Below are 14,196 nucleotides of genomic sequence, written 5' to 3'. Positions count from 1 at the left end.
AACACAGTTGACGATTGAGTTGTCCAGATTGAGGAGACTTCCGTGCCGAACCGACGCCGACGCAAGCTTTCGACAGCCATGAGCGCGGTCGCCGCCCTGGCAGTGGCGAGTCCATGCGCATACTTCCTGGTCTACGAATCGACGGCCGGCAGCAAGCCGCCTGAGCACCACGACTTCAAACAGGCGGCCGTGATGACCGACCTGCCCGGCGAGCTGATGGGCGCGCTGTCGCAGGGGCTGTCCCAATTCGGGATCAACCTGCCTCCGGTGCCTGCGCTGGGCGGCGGCGCGGCCAGCACTCCCGGCCTGGCCAGCCCCGGCCTGGGCACTCCGGGCCTCGGGACTCCCGGACTCGCCAGCCCTGGTCTGACCAGTCCGGGCCTGACGAGCCCGGGGTTGACCAGCCCCGGCCTGACCAGCCCCGGCCTGACGAGCCCCGGGCTCACCAGCCCGGGCCTGGCGCCCACGACGCCGGGTCTGACGGCGCCCGGCGCGCTGCCGACCACCCCGGGTGCCGGGGTGGCGACCCCGGGTGCGGGGCTCAACCCGGCGCTGTCCAACCCCGGGCTGACCAGCCCGGCCGGGGTCGCGCCCGGATTGGGCAGCCCGACGGCCGCCGGTGAAGTGCCGATCACGGCTCCGGCCAGCCTGGACCCGGGCGCCGACGGTACCTACCCGATCCTGGGCGACCCGTCGTCCTTCGGTAGCGGTTCACCGATTGGTGGTGGCACCGGCCTCGGCGGGGGCGGCGGAAGCTCCAGCGGCGGTGGTGGTGGCCTGGTCAACGACGTGATGCAGGCCGCCAACCAGCTTGGCGCCGGTCAGGCCATCGACCTGCTGAAGGGCTTGGTGATGCCGGCGATCACGCAGGGCATGCACGGCGGGGCCGGCGCGTTGCCGGGCGCCGCCGGTGCGCTGCCGGGCGCTGCCGGTGCCCTTCCCGGTGCCGCCGGTGCCCTGCCGGCCGCCGCCGGTGCGCTGCCGGGCGCCCTCCCGGGTGCCGCGGGCGCCCTGCCCGGTGCCGCCGCGGGTGCCTTGCCGGCCGCTGCCGGGGCGTTGCCGGCCGCCGCGGGCGCGGCACCGGTCCTGCCTCCCGTCTAGACCTCCGGGGAACCTTCCAACCAGACGGCACCGCAGATTTCTTCTGCGGTGCCGTCGAATTTGGTCGCAGATTCGACGCGCCGGAGGTCGTGTCGTCTCATCATTAACATTAGAAACACACGTAACATCGCCTGGTGTCTCCTAGTCGCGGGCCGACGACGTTGCTCACCGCCATCGCGGCAACCGTCGTCATCGTCTCGTGGGTAGCGGACACGACGCGCGGCCACCGCACTGACAGCCCGCCGCCCACCCATGACACCCAGCTGGCCGAACAGCCGCTGGTCGGGTTGGGCGGCGGCGTCACCGTTCGCCAGATCAGCCAAGAGACCCCGTTCTCCCTTGTCGCCCTCACGGGCGACCTGGCGGGCACCTCGACCCGGGTGCGGGCGAGGCGGGCAGACGGTTCGTGGGGCCCCTGGTACCAGACCGAGTACGAGACAGCGGCGCCCGACGGGGCGGCGGCGGCCGGATCGCTCGAAGGGCCGCGCGGAACCGACCCGGTGTTCGTCGGCACCACCACCACCGTCGAGATCGCGGTCGCCCGTCCGATCGATGCGCCGCCGACCGCCGGGTCACCAACCGGAGGACCGCCGTCCGCACCCCCGAACGACACCGGCCTCGGCTACAAACCGGCGTCCCGGGAACAACCCTTCGGGCAGAACATCTCCGCGATCCTCATCTCTCCGCCACAAGCGCCGGCGAAAGCGCAGTGGACGCCCCCGTCGGGGGTGTTGATGCCCGGCCAGGCCCCCGCCATCATCAGCCGGGCGGAGTGGGGCGCAGACGAGTCGCTGCGATGCGGTAGTCCACAGTACGACAACGGGATTCGCGCCGCCGTCGTGCACCACACCGCGGGCAGCAACGACTACTCACCGCTGGAATCGGCCGGCATCGTCAAGGCCATCTACACCTATCACAGCAAGACTCTGGGCTGGTGTGACATCGCCTACAACGCCCTGGTCGACAAGTACGGCCAGGTGTTCGAGGGCAGCGCCGGGGGGCTGACCAAGGCGGTCGAGGCCTTCCACACCGGCGGATTCAACCGCAACACCTGGGGCGTGGCGATGATCGGCAATTTCGACGACGTACCACCGACGCCGATCCAACTGCGCACCCTGGGCCGGTTGCTGGGCTGGCGCCTGGGGCTGGACGGGGTCGACCCCAAGGGCACCGTGTCGCTGGAGTCGGCGGGCAGCCACTACACCACCTTCCCGGCCGGTTCCATCGCGACGCTGCCCACGATCTTCACGCACCGCGATGTCGGCAACACCGATTGCCCGGGCAACGCCGCCTACGCGCTGATGGACGAAGTCCGTGACGTCGCTTCGCATTTCAACGATCCGCCCGAGGAATTGATCAAGGCACTGCAGGGCGGCGCGATCTATGACCACTGGCAGGCGATGGGCGGCATGAACAGTGTGCTGGGCGCGCCGACGTCCCCGGAGGACAGCGCCGACGGTGACGCGCGGTACGTCACGTTCACCCGGGGTGCGATGTACTGGTCGCCGGAAACCGGCGCGCAGCCCGTCACCGGCGCGATCTACGACGCCTGGGCGTTGCTGAGCTACGAACGCGGACCGCTCGGGTTGCCGACCAGCGCGGAACTTCAAGAGCCGCTACAGATTACGCAGAATTTCCAGCACGGAACGCTGAACTACGAGCGGCTCACTGGCAACGTCACCGAGGTCGCGGAGGGCATCACCACGCCGCTCTCGACGCAATCACCGAGCGGCCCCAGCGTGCCGGCCGAACACTTCTCCTTACCGGCGCACCCGTCCGCCACCTAGCCGCCCCTACGGCCACCAGCGCTCGAGCACCCGGCCTACCCCGTCGTCGTTGTTGACGGCGGTGACCTCGTCGGCCGCGGCCAACACGTCGGGGTGCGCGTTGCCCATCGCCACGCCGTGGCCGGCCCAGCGCAGCATCGGCAGGTCGTTGGGCATGTCACCGAACGCGAGCACCTCGCCGCGGGAGATCTGCAGGGGTTTGGCGATCTCGTCCACACCGGTGGCCTTGCTGGTGCCCAGCGGCACGATCTCCACGAGGCCGTTGTTGGTGGAGTAGGTGATATCGCCCTCGATACCGACGTGCTTGGCGAGCGCGGCGGCCATATCGGCGCTGCGGGCCCCGCTTCGGCGGATGAGCAGCTTGATCGCGGGCGCGCTGAGCAGGTCCTCGATTGACACCTCGGTGTTATCCGGGTTCAACCACGCGTGCTCGTAGCCCGGCGAGCTGATGAATTGGGGGGTGGCGGTGTCGTGGGCGCGTTCACCGATTCGCTCGACGGCCAGGCCGGCGCCCGGAATGACGCGCGTGGCCAGCTCCGCCAGCTCGGCCAGCGTGTCGACGGGCAGGGTGCGCGTCGAAATCACCCGGTCGGTGGCGGGGTCGTAGACGACGGCGCCGTTGGCGCACACCGCGATCGGCGCGAAGCCGAGCGCGTCGACGACGGGGCGTATCCACCGCGGCGGGCGGCCGGTCGCCACCACGAACGTCGCGCCCGCATCGACGGCGGCGCGCACGGCACCGCGGGTGCGCGGGGTGATGGTTTCGTTGTCGTCGAACAGGGTGCCGTCGACGTCACAGGCTATGAGCGCCGGCTGGGTCACTGTGCAGTCATCTGGACGGTTTCGCGTTCGCATTCACCGGTCTGGTCAATGCACTCCACTCTGGTCCTGTCCGGGTCGGGTCACGCCGTCGGTGCCGTACTTCTGCATCCGTGCCTGCAGCTCCGACAGACGGATCGCCCGGGAATCTTCCTGGCTGGGCGCGGTGCCGCCGAGGCGCCGCGGGACCCAGAATTCGCCCTCCGGGTGGGGGTATTCCTCCTGCACCTGATACAGCAACGCATTCATCGCCTGGCGCAGCGCCGCGTTGAGCTGTTCGGGCGTGCCATGCGGCGGCAGCGGCCGACCCGCGGCGACGGTGATCGGAACCTTGTTGCGCCACAACTTCTTTGGATGATCCTTGGGCCAAATCCGGTGGGCACCCCAGACGATCACCGGAACGATCGGCACCCGGGCATCCAGCGCCATCCGGGCCGCGCCGCTCTTGAATTCGCGCAGCTCGAAGCTACGGCTGATCGTGGCTTCGGGATGCATCCCAATGAGCTCACCCTGCCGAAGCCGCTGCACCGCCACCTCGAGCGCGTCGTGGCCGGTCCTGCGATCCACCGGGATCAGCCTGGCGTGGTTGATCACGTAGTTGACCGCCTTCACGTCGGCCATCTCGGCCTTGATCATGAAATACGCCCGCCGGCCGCGCTCGCGTACCGCAAGAAGCGTTGGCAGCCAGTCCAGGTAGCTGGTGTGGTTCTGGGCCAGCAGGGCGCCGCCCCGTTCGGGGATGTTTTCCAGGCCGCGGAAGGTGAACTTGGTTCCCTGCATCGCGACCATCGGCGGCACGACCCATTCGCACAACCGGTAGAACCCCTCGGGCATGTCTTCTCCTTCGCCTACCGCGACGGCGGTCCACTACGGCCCGCCGCCCGCGCCGCGGCCTCGTCCGCCTCCATCCGGGCCGCCTCCGCCATGGTCGGCGCCCCGCCGCCCAGCCGGCGCGGCGTCCAGTACGCCCCCGGCTCGTGCGGATAATCCTGCTGAACGTGGTGCAGCAGTGCGGTCATCGACTCGCGCAGCGCGGCGTTGGTCCGCGCGATGTCGTCGGCCGCCGGCACTGGCGCGCCTGCTTGCACTCTAATCGGCACCTTGGCGCGGCCCACGTTGCGCGGGTGGTCCTTGGTCCAGATCCGGTGGGCTCCCCAGACGATCACCGGGACGATGGGAACGTCCGCTTCGATGGCCATGCGGGCGGCGCCCGTCTTGAATTCTTTGAGCTCGAAGCTGCGGCTGATGGTGGCCTCCGGATACACCCCCACCAGCTCGCCTTCGCGGAGCCGCTGCACGGCTACGGCGTAGGCGCCGGCCCCGGCGCCGCGGTCCACCGGAATTGTTCGGGTGTGCTTGATTAGGAAGTTGACGATCTTCACCTGCTGCATTTCGGCCTTGATCATGAACCTGAGCCGGCGGCCGCGCCGGTGCACGGCCAGCGCGGCGGGCAGAAAGTCGACATAGCTGGTGTGGTTGATCGCGATCACGGCGCCGCCGGTGTCGGGGATGTGTTGCTCGCCTCCGTAAGAGATCTGGGTGTCGGTGGCGACGACCACCAGCCGAGCCAGAATCTCGAGCGTGCGGAAGACGGGCTCCACCATTGATCGCTACTCCGGGGGTCCCGTGGATCGGGCCCGGCGGGCAGCTCGAGCGGCGGCCTCCTCGGCGTCCATCTGGGCGGCTTCGGCCAGCGACGGGGCACTGCCGCCCAACCGGCGCGGCACCCAGAACTCACCCGCCGGGTGCGGCCCGTACATCTCCTGGGCGCGCTCCAGGAGGTGTTGCATCCGCGAGTGCAACAGCCCCTTGAGCTCCTCGACGCCCAGCGTCGGTTCGATCGGCTCGCCGACCAGCACCGTGATCGGCACCTTCGGGCGCAGCAACTTCTTGGGGTGCCCCTTGGTCCAGATGCGCTGCGCGCCCCAGACGATCACGGGAACGATCGGCACCCCGGCCTCGACGGCCATCCGGGCGGCGCCCGACTTGAATTCCTTGACCTCGAAGCTGCGGCTGATGGTGGCTTCCGGGTAGACGCCGACCAGCTCGCCGTCCTTGAGGTTCCTGACCGCCTCCTCGTAGGACGCGGCCCCATCCTGCCGGTTCACCGAGATGTGGCGCAGGCTGCGCATGATCGGGCCGGTGATCTTGTTGTCGAAGACCTCCTGCTTGGCCATGAACCGCACCTTGCGGCCCAGTCCTTGCTGGTAGGCGGGCAGACCCGCGAACGTGAAGTCGAGGTAGCCGGTGTGGTTGATGGCGATGACCGCACCGCCCGTTTTGGGTAGGTTGTCGACGCCCGCGACCGTGATCTTGAGGCCCTGAAGGCGCCAAACCAGGCGGGCGAGCTGAATGACAGTCCCGTATACCGGTTCCACAGCTGATCAGCCTAATGCTCCTGGCTGTGAGTCACTCGAAGTGGCGAAAGGAGGCCATCCCGTGAGCTTCGCCGCGGCCCCCGTTCCGCCACCCAAGGCGGTCCGCAGGTTTGCCTTCGGCAGGGCGGTGCGCCGTGTTGGGTGAACGAGATCGGCGGGTGGCCTTCCGCATCGGCCCCGGCGCCGTTGGCACCGAGTTCGCCAAGATCGCGGACGCCGGCGCGGCCGACTTTGCCGGTGAAGCGACTCGGCTGCGGTGGGGCCGAGCCCGCCTCCGTTCGCATCGACCTACCGATGGCTGCGGGCGGGCCGACGATGCTGGCTCGCGCTAAGCTCGGGGGCTGAAAAGTCGTTAGCCGGCCGCGGGCGGCGAAGGTCCTTTTGGCGGCCCCCAGGAAGGTGTTTGTGCAGGTCACCAGCGTCGGTCACGCCGGATTTCTGATCGAGACCCCAGCGGGCAGCATCCTCTGCGACCCGTGGGTCAATCCCGCGTACTTCGCGTCCTGGTTCCCGTTTCCCGACAACAGCCGGCTCGACTGGGACAGGCTGGGCGACTGCGACTACCTGTACCTGTCGCACCTGCATAAGGACCATTTCGACGCCAAGAACCTGGCCGAGCATGTCAACAAGGACGCGGTGGTCTTGCTGCCGGACTTCCCGGTGCCCGACCTCCGAAATGCGTTGCAGGAGCTGGGTTTCTACCGGTTCTTCGAGACCAGCAGCTCGGTCAAACACCGCGTCAGCGGCCCGAAGGGCGAGCTGGACGTGATGATCATCGCGCTGCGCGCGCCGGCCGACGGGCCGCTCGGTGACTCCGCACTGGTGGTTTCCGACGGCGTGACAACGGCTTTCAACATGAACGACGCCCGGCCCGTCGACCTCGACGTGTTGACGTCGTCGTTCGGCCACATCGACGTGCACATGCTGCAGTACTCCGGCGCCATCTGGTACCCGATGGTCTACGACATGCCGGCCCGCGCCAAGGAGTCGTTCGGCGTCCAGAAGCGGCAGCGGCAGATGGACCGAGCCCGCCAGTACATCGCCCAGGTGGGCGCGACGTGGGTCATCCCGTCGGCCGGCCCGCCGTGCTTCCTGGACCCCGAGCTGCGCGACCTCAACGACGACCACGGCGACCCGGCCAACATCTTCCCCGACCAGATGGTGTTCCTTGACCAGATGCGGGGCCACGGCAACGACGGCGGCTTGCTGATGATCCCCGGTTCGACCGCGGACTTCACCGGCGTCGCCCTGAACTCGCTGAGCCACCCGCTGCCCGACGACCAGGTCGAGGCGATCTTCACCACCGGGAAGCGGGCTTACATCGACGACTACGCCGAGCGGATGGCACCCGTCCTGGCCGCCGAGAAGTCGCGATGGGCTCCCGCCACCGGCGAACCGCTGCTGGAGCCGCTGCGTGCGCTGTTCGAACCGATCATGTCGCAAAGCGACGAGATCTGCGACGGTATCGGCTATCCCGTCGAACTGGTGATCGGACCCGAGACCGTCGTCCTGGACTTCCCGAAACGCACTGTGCGCGAACGTATTCCCGACGAAAAGCTTCGTTACGGGTTCGCCATTGCGCCGGAGTTGGTCCGCACCGTGTTGCGCGACCGGGAGCCGGATTGGGTCAACACGATCTTCTTGTCCACCCGGTTCAGGGCGTGGCGCGTCGGCGGCTACAACGAATACCTGTACACCTTCTTCAAATGCCTCACCGAGGAGCGAATCGCCTACGCCGACGGCTGGTTCGCCGAGACGCATGACAATTCTTCGTCTGTCACGCTGGACGGTTGGGAGATTCAGCGCCGCTGCCCCCACTTGAAGGCCGACCTGTCGAAATTCGGTGTGGTGGAAGGCAACACGCTGACCTGCAACCTGCATGGCTGGCAATGGCGGTTGGACGACGGTCGCTGCCTGACGGCGCGCGGTCACGAACTGAGAAGTTCGCGGGCATGACCGCCAACCATGGCCAGTGTTACGACGACGGCCTGGTTCAGCTGGACCGTGCGGCGATCACGCTGCGCCGCTACCACTTTCCCTCCGGCACGTCGAAAGTCATCGCACTGAGCGCGGTTCGGGGGTATAAGGCCGAGGGTTTGGGCCTACTCACGCATCGATTCCGGATCTGGGGAAGCTCCGACTTGCGCCGCTGGCTGCCGTTGGACGTGAGCCGTCCGTTCAAGTCGACGCTGATCACGCTGGATGCGCCGGGCATTGTGCCCAGTCCCGCCTTCACCCCGGCGCGCCCCGAGGAGTTCACCGCGCTCCTGGACGAGCTGCTCAGTCAGCGCGGTTGACCACGCGGCTAGTCCGTGCGCTCTTCGAGCGCCCGGCGCGCCGCGTTGTAGCCGGGCGTGAAGGTGATGCCCGGACCCCCATGGCAGCCGGCGCTGCCCAGGTACAGGCCTTCGATCGGGATTGGCTGGCCCCGAAAGCCTTTGGGGCCGGGCCGGTTCGGCCCGATCTGATCCGAACTCAGCAGCCCGTGGCAGTAATCGCCGCCCGGGGCCCCGAACATCACGCCCATGTGTTTGGGGGTGAAGGTGGTGTGCCGGATGATGCTGCGCTCGAAGTTCGGCGCCAATCGGGTGATCTTGTCGATCACGCGCTGGCCCATCTCGACCTTGGCGTCGCCGTAGTCGGCGCCGCCCTCGATCGGGAACCACAGCGCGAACGCAGAGGCGGCGTGCTTACCCTCGGGCGCCAGGTCCGGGTCGTTCTGCGTCGGAATCTGCAACACCACGGTGGGGTCCGCCGGCACGATTCCGCGGCGGCAGTCCTCCCACTGCTGCTGAACTTCCTCCGGCGTGCAGAACAGGCCTATGGATGCCTGCATCGCCGGATCGTTGAGCGCCTCGTAGGGCGCGGCGAACTCCGGCGCCTCCTCCAGCGCGAAGTGCATCTGCAGGTAGCTGCCCCGATGGTCGGTCCGGGCAAATCGCTCGCGGATGTCGGCGGGCACCAGGGCCGGGTCGATCAGGTCGTTGACGGTGACGTCGGGCGCGATGCCGGAGACCACGATCGGGGCTGTCAACTCCTCGCCGGCTTCGGTGCGCACCCCGCGCACCCGCCCGTCGGCGACCAGGATCTCGGTCACCTTGGACCGCAGCCGGACTTGCCCGCCGTGGCTTTCCAAGAGCTCGCCCAGATGCGAGGTGAGCGCCCCGATGCCGCCCCGCAGCTTCTTCATCTGCATGGTGTCGCCATCGGGGACACCCAAGCCGAAGGCGAGCGCGGCCGCGCTGCCCGGGGTGGCCGGCCCGCGATACAGGGTGTTGACGGCCAGCACGGTCATCGAGCCGCGCAGCGCGCCGTGTTTCTCGCGGTCGGGAAGGTAGCGGTCCAGCACGTCGGTGACTGAGCCGAAGAGCATGTCATCGATGGCCGAGCGTTCGAATTCGTTTGTGGCGCAGGCATACATCTCGTCGAACGTCTTGGGCTCGGTTCCCGCCTCGAACCTGCCCAAAGCCCGGGTGGGTGCTTGGCTCCAGGCCATCAGCCCCGCCATCCCGTTGACCGCGTCCGCCCCGTGCACCTCGTTGAGGTGGGTGAAGAGCTTGATGGGGTCGCTGTACTGGATCAGCGGATCGTCGCCGACGCCGCGCACCGCCACCGACATCACGTCCAGGTCGATCGTCGGCAAGGCGTCCAGGCCCAGCTCCTCGACGACCACCGTCGAGGTGGGGAACTGAACCGATCCGGCGATCTCGAACCGATACCCGTCGAAAAGCTCCACCGTGGATGCCATTCCGCCGGCGTACAGCTTGGAATCCAGGCACACCGTGCGCAGCCCCGCCTTTTGCAGCAGCACCGCCGCCGCCAGGCCATTGTGCCCGGCACCGATAACTATCGCGTCGTAATCAGACATGTCACGACCTCCCGCACAGCAGGCTGGCATGCGGCCACAGTTTTGTCAATTATGACAAAACTGTGGTGACCCACGTACCGGAGATGCCGTCCCGCAGCGATTCCAGCGCGACATGTGACATCCGCGCCAGCTCCCCGAGGGATCGCTCCTCGCCAACCATCCAGGCTTCCATCGCGCCGAACACCGCGGCCGCGATGCAACGGGCGGTCACGGTAATCCGCAGCCCCGCGTCGGGCTTTCGTGGCGCCGCGCAGTTACGCCTTTGCAGTTGCGCCTCGATGGCGTCGGCGAGGTCGGCCTGGACGTCGCGGATGTGGCGATGAATGCGGTCCTGGTCGAGCTCGCCACCGCGCATTGCGGCGATTTTCGCCACGGCCTCAACGTCATAGGGGAAGGCGAAGATGGCCGACTGTACGGAATCGATGACCGGTTCGTCGGTGGGCCTGGCGTCCAGCGCCGCACGAAACCAGTTCAGCCCGGTGTAGTCCGCAAACAACAGGTCGTGCTTGGAGCTGAAGTGTCGATAGAAGGTTCGTAGCGAGACTCCAGCGTCGGCCGCGATCTGTTCGGCCGAGGTGTCCTCGACCCCCTGGGCCAGGAAACGCACCATGGCGGCCTGGCGCAGCGCCTCACGGGTGCGTTCGCTGCGCGCCGTCTGCGCGGGCCTGACCATGCAAGTAAGGTACCGCAACTAGCTTTTGTCACTATTGACAAAACTTTGGCCGCCGGGTGAGACTGCGCCGATGGTCTCCATTGTCGTGCACTTTCTACTCGGGCTGGGATGCATTGCCTGGATCATCGCTTCCAACCCCAAGGTTTATGCCAAACCGGCGGGCGGGGCATTGCTCTCGCCGCTGGAATGCGTGTACTACGCCGCGGGCATCGCGTCGATCGTGTTGGGCTACTGGTTCAACATTCACTTCGTGATGGCGGCGCATGGGCAGGGGAACTTGATCTCGGGCCCCGCCAGCTACCCCGAATTCATCAAGGGACAGTTCGCGACCCCGGCGTGCGGCTCGGGCAACCAGGACTACATGATCGCCAATGTCATTCTGATGCCGGTGTTTACCATCATCGACGGCTATCGGCGCGGCCTACGGCGGCCCTGGCTGTTCTTTCTGTCGAGCTTTTTCACGAGCTTCGCCTTTCCCTTTGCCTTCTACTTCGCCACCATGGAACGGCAGCGCCGGCACAAGCAGGCCCGCGAGACGGTAAACGCCTAGCTTCCCTCCGCCCGGCGGCGCGCCCACCGGATCGAGGGCCTCGCCCAGTGACAGGCCGCCCTCGCTGAGCTCGCAACGCTGGACCACCAGGCCCGCGTCGGTCAGTTCGCCGAGCCGCTCAAAAGCCCGCGCTCCCAACGATCAGCGTCACCGCACGTGCCGCCCGGGTGCCGCTCGAGCCGGGCAGCCCAACCTTCGCCGGCATCGGCTCCGTCTGAGAGCGGCCGGTCGCGCTCACGTCGGTTTGCGGGTGCGCCACCGTTGCCGCCCGCCGGACGGGTCGACCTGAACATCGGCGAAGCCCGCCTTGAGCAGCCGCGCGCCCAGATCCTGCGGAGCGATCGGGTTGTAGGTGTCGGCCACGTGCAGCAACCGGAACCGCAGCGACGGGACGCCGTCGCTGCCGGCGAACGTCCCACCCGGTTGCAGGACGCGGAACGCCTCGGCGAACAGCCCGTCCTGCAACTCGGCGGTGGGAACGTGATGAAGCATCGTGAAACACACCACCGACGTGAAGTGGTCGGCCGGCAGGCCGGTGTCTGTGCCGTCGCCATGGATCACGCGGGCCCGGTTGCCGTAGCGCCGTTGCAGGCGGTCGGCCATCGCGGCGTCGACCTCGACGGCAGTGAGCGATTCGGTGCGCTCGAGGAGCGCTCGGAGCGTCGCGCCGTACCCGGGGCCGATTTCCAAAGTGCGGGCGCCTAATTCGACGCCGTCCAGCGCCCACGGCAGCAACTGATCGGCCACTACCTTCTCCCAGCCCGCCGAGCTGCACCGGCGCCGGTGCAAGAGATTCATCGCCATGACGGCCACGCTAGGCGGCGGCATGCACCGCGCGCTTCCGATATTCTGCCGTGTTATGTCGGAAATCAGCCACCACGGGGTGGCGACCTCGTCGCAGGCGCTGGCGCCGGGCGCCCGAATCGAGCGGCACCGACACCCCTTGCACCAGATCGTCTACCCGTCCACGGGCGCGGTCTCGGTCACCACGCCCGCGGGCACCTGGATCACCCCGGCGAATCGCGCGATCTGGATTCCGGCCGGCTGCTGGCATGAACATACGTTCCACGGCCACACGCAGTTTCACGGCGTGGCGCTGGACCCGGTCCGCTACCGCCGCGGTCCCGCGGTGCCGGCCGTGCTGGCGGTCAGCCCTTTGCTGCGCGAACTCATCATCGCGTGTTCACGGGCGGAGGGAACCGAGACCGACGAGCACCATCGGATGCTGGAAGTGCTGCATGACCAGGTGCGCACGGCCAATCCCGGTGAGTCCCTTTGGCTTCCGACACCGGTCGACGACCGGCTCCGCGACGCGTGCGCATTGATCGCCGACGACCTGCGTGCGCCGTTGACGTTGGAGCAGATCAGCCGCCGGATCGGCATCGCCCAGCGCACCCTGAGCCGCCTGTTCAGCGACGAGCTGGCAATGACCTTTCCGCAATGGCGCACCCAGCTCCGGTTGCAACGCGCCCTGGTGCTGCTCGCGCAGCGCCGCGACGTCACATCGGTGGCGTCCGAATGTGGTTGGGCCACAGCGAGTGCCTTCATCGACACCTACCGGCGGGCCTTCGGGCACACGCCGGGCCGGGCGATCGCGAAGGCGCCCTAGCCGATGGGGGCGACCCGCAGCGCCCGGCCACGCCGCGCTCGCGATCGCCCCTAGCCAAATGGGGGCGACCCGCAGCGCCCGGCCACGCCGCGCTCGCGATCGCCCCTAGCCAATGGGCTCGAGCAGCTCGGTGCCGACAAACGGCACCAGCGCGGCGGGCACCCGCACGCTGCCGTCGGCCTGCTGGTGGTTTTCCAGGATCGCCACCAGCCACCGGGTGGTGCCCAGCGTGCCGTTGAGGGTCGCGGCGGTCTGTGGCTTGCCATTGTCGTCGCGGTAGCGCGTGGAAAGCCGACGCGCCTGAAACGTGGTGCAGTTCGATGTCGACGTCAGCTCGCGGTAGGCGCCCTGCGTCGGAACCCACGCCTCGCAGTCGAATTTGCGGGCGGCCGAGGACCCGAGATCGCCTGCGGCGACGTCGATCACGCGGTAGGGCACCTCGATGCGGGCCAGCATCTCGCGCTGCCAGCCCAGCAGTCGCTCGTGTTCGGCCTCCGCATCGGCCGGCGTGCAGTAGACGAACCCCTCGACCTTGTCGAACTGGTGCACCCGGATGATGCCGCGGGTGTCCTTGCCGTAGCTGCCGGCCTCGCGGCGGAAGCACGACGACCAGCCCGCGTATCGCAGCGGCCCGCCGGACAGGTCCAGGATCTCGTCGGCGTGGTAACCCGCCAGGGGCACCTCGGAAGTGCCGACCAGGTACAGATCGTCGGCCTCGACCCGATAGATCTCGTCGGCGTGAGCGCCGAGGAATCCGGTGCCGGCCATCACCTCGGGGCGCACCAACACCGGCGGGATCATCGGGATGAAACCGTTCTCGACGGCCAGGCCGAGCGCCATCTGCAGCAGCCCCAGCTGCAGCAGCGCGCCGCGGCCGGTCAGAAAGTAGAAGCGCGAGCCGGACACCTTCGCGCCGCGCTGCATGTCGATGAGGCCCAGCGACTCGCCCAGCTCAAGGTGGTCCTTGGGGTTCTCCAGCGCAGTGGGTTCGCCCACTACGTCCAGGACGCGGTAGTCGTCTTCCCCGCCGGCGGGCACGCCCTCGATGACGACGTTGGAGATCGCCATGTGCGCCGCGGTGAACGCCGCCTCCGCCTCGGCCTGCTCGGCCTCGGCGGCCTTCACCTGCTCGGCCATTTCCTTGGCGCGCGCCAGCCTGGCCGGCCGCTCCTCGGGGGACGCGGCGCCCACGCTCTTGCTGGCGGACTTCTGCTCCGCGCGCAGCGCGTCGGCGGACGAAATGGCCGCGCGGCGGGCGGCGTCGGCCGCCAGCAACGCGTCGACCAGCGCTGGATCCTCGCCGCGGTCGAGTTGGGAGCGGCGCACTGCGTCAGGGTCTTCCCGGAGCAACTTCAGGTCGATCACGGCCCTGACACTACTTTTTCGACTCCGACCGGCGGGCAGAGCATCC

Annotated in this window: 14 protein-coding genes; 6 read left to right on the top strand and 8 right to left on the bottom strand. The window is 68.2% G+C overall.

Annotated features, from left to right (window positions below):
• Positions 1–42 precede the first annotated feature (42 nt).
• A complete protein-coding gene (locus ACEL92_RS01230; RefSeq protein ID WP_374023868.1) occupies positions 43–1,101 on the top strand; it encodes a PirG in 1,059 nt (352 codons plus the stop codon).
• A 134-nt stretch (positions 1,102–1,235) separates the two neighbouring features.
• Positions 1,236–2,888, top strand: a complete 1,653-nt coding sequence (locus ACEL92_RS01225; RefSeq protein WP_374023867.1) for an N-acetylmuramoyl-L-alanine amidase — start codon at positions 1,236–1,238, stop codon at positions 2,886–2,888.
• Between the two features lie 6 nt (positions 2,889–2,894).
• Here the strand turns inward: ACEL92_RS01225 and ACEL92_RS01220 are convergent, their stop codons facing one another.
• The 4 genes from ACEL92_RS01220 to ACEL92_RS01205 are packed head-to-tail and all read right to left on the bottom strand — an operon-like array spanning position 2,895 to position 6,085.
• Positions 2,895–3,743: an HAD family hydrolase gene (locus ACEL92_RS01220; RefSeq protein ID WP_374023866.1), complete on the bottom strand. Its 849-nt coding sequence runs from the start codon at positions 3,741–3,743 to the stop codon at positions 2,895–2,897.
• Positions 3,744–3,755: 12 nt separating this feature from the next.
• Entirely contained in the window at positions 3,756–4,541 is a 786-nt protein-coding gene (locus ACEL92_RS01215; RefSeq protein ID WP_374023865.1) for a lysophospholipid acyltransferase family protein, read from the bottom strand.
• A 14-nt stretch (positions 4,542–4,555) separates the two neighbouring features.
• A complete protein-coding gene (locus tag ACEL92_RS01210; RefSeq protein ID WP_374023864.1) occupies positions 4,556–5,311 on the bottom strand; it encodes a lysophospholipid acyltransferase family protein in 756 nt (251 codons plus the stop codon).
• A 6-nt stretch (positions 5,312–5,317) separates the two neighbouring features.
• Entirely contained in the window at positions 5,318–6,085 is a 768-nt protein-coding gene (locus tag ACEL92_RS01205; protein ID WP_374023863.1) for a lysophospholipid acyltransferase family protein, read from the bottom strand.
• Positions 6,086–6,490: 405 nt separating this feature from the next.
• Here ACEL92_RS01205 and ACEL92_RS01200 point away from each other — a divergent pair, with 405 nt between their 5' ends.
• Positions 6,491–8,041: a Rieske 2Fe-2S domain-containing protein gene (locus ACEL92_RS01200; protein ID WP_374023862.1), complete on the top strand. Its 1,551-nt coding sequence runs from the start codon at positions 6,491–6,493 to the stop codon at positions 8,039–8,041.
• Positions 8,038–8,382, top strand: coding sequence for a hypothetical protein (locus ACEL92_RS01195; protein ID WP_374023861.1), 345 nt, complete (start codon positions 8,038–8,040; stop codon positions 8,380–8,382). The genes ACEL92_RS01200 and ACEL92_RS01195 overlap by 4 nt, the downstream gene beginning before the upstream one ends.
• A gap of 8 nt (positions 8,383–8,390) precedes the next feature.
• Here the strand turns inward: ACEL92_RS01195 and ACEL92_RS01190 are convergent, their stop codons facing one another.
• Complete coding sequence (locus ACEL92_RS01190; protein ID WP_374023860.1) at positions 8,391–9,953, bottom strand: phytoene desaturase family protein; 1,563 nt, start codon at positions 9,951–9,953, stop codon at positions 8,391–8,393.
• 49 nt (positions 9,954–10,002) lie between these two features.
• Positions 10,003–10,626 (bottom strand): TetR/AcrR family transcriptional regulator, encoded by a 624-nt coding sequence (locus ACEL92_RS01185; protein ID WP_374023859.1) that lies wholly within the window; start codon positions 10,624–10,626, stop codon positions 10,003–10,005.
• A 70-nt stretch (positions 10,627–10,696) separates the two neighbouring features.
• Between ACEL92_RS01185 and ACEL92_RS01180 the strand changes: the two genes are divergently transcribed.
• A complete protein-coding gene (locus ACEL92_RS01180) occupies positions 10,697–11,176 on the top strand; it encodes a DUF2834 domain-containing protein (RefSeq protein WP_374023858.1) in 480 nt (159 codons plus the stop codon).
• 234 nt (positions 11,177–11,410) lie between these two features.
• Here ACEL92_RS01180 and ACEL92_RS01175 read toward each other — a convergent pair whose 3' ends face one another.
• The gene (locus ACEL92_RS01175) at positions 11,411–11,980 is read right to left on the bottom strand and encodes a methyltransferase domain-containing protein (RefSeq protein WP_374023857.1); all 570 of its coding nucleotides are present in this window, start codon (positions 11,978–11,980) and stop codon (positions 11,411–11,413) included.
• A 55-nt stretch (positions 11,981–12,035) separates the two neighbouring features.
• Between ACEL92_RS01175 and ACEL92_RS01170 the strand changes: the two genes are divergently transcribed.
• On the top strand, positions 12,036–12,785 hold the full coding sequence (locus ACEL92_RS01170; protein ID WP_374023856.1) for a helix-turn-helix transcriptional regulator: 750 nt from the start codon (positions 12,036–12,038) through the stop codon (positions 12,783–12,785).
• 105 nt (positions 12,786–12,890) lie between these two features.
• Here the strand turns inward: ACEL92_RS01170 and serS are convergent, their stop codons facing one another.
• Complete coding sequence (gene serS, locus ACEL92_RS01165; protein ID WP_374023855.1) at positions 12,891–14,150, bottom strand: serine--tRNA ligase; 1,260 nt, start codon at positions 14,148–14,150, stop codon at positions 12,891–12,893.
• Between the last annotated feature and the right edge of the window lie 46 nt (positions 14,151–14,196).

It is taken from the genome of Mycobacterium hainanense (genome assembly GCF_041890355.1).
Lineage (GTDB): Bacteria > Actinomycetota > Actinomycetes > Mycobacteriales > Mycobacteriaceae > Mycobacterium > Mycobacterium hainanense.
This window is presented reverse-complemented; position numbering and strand designations above follow the sequence as displayed.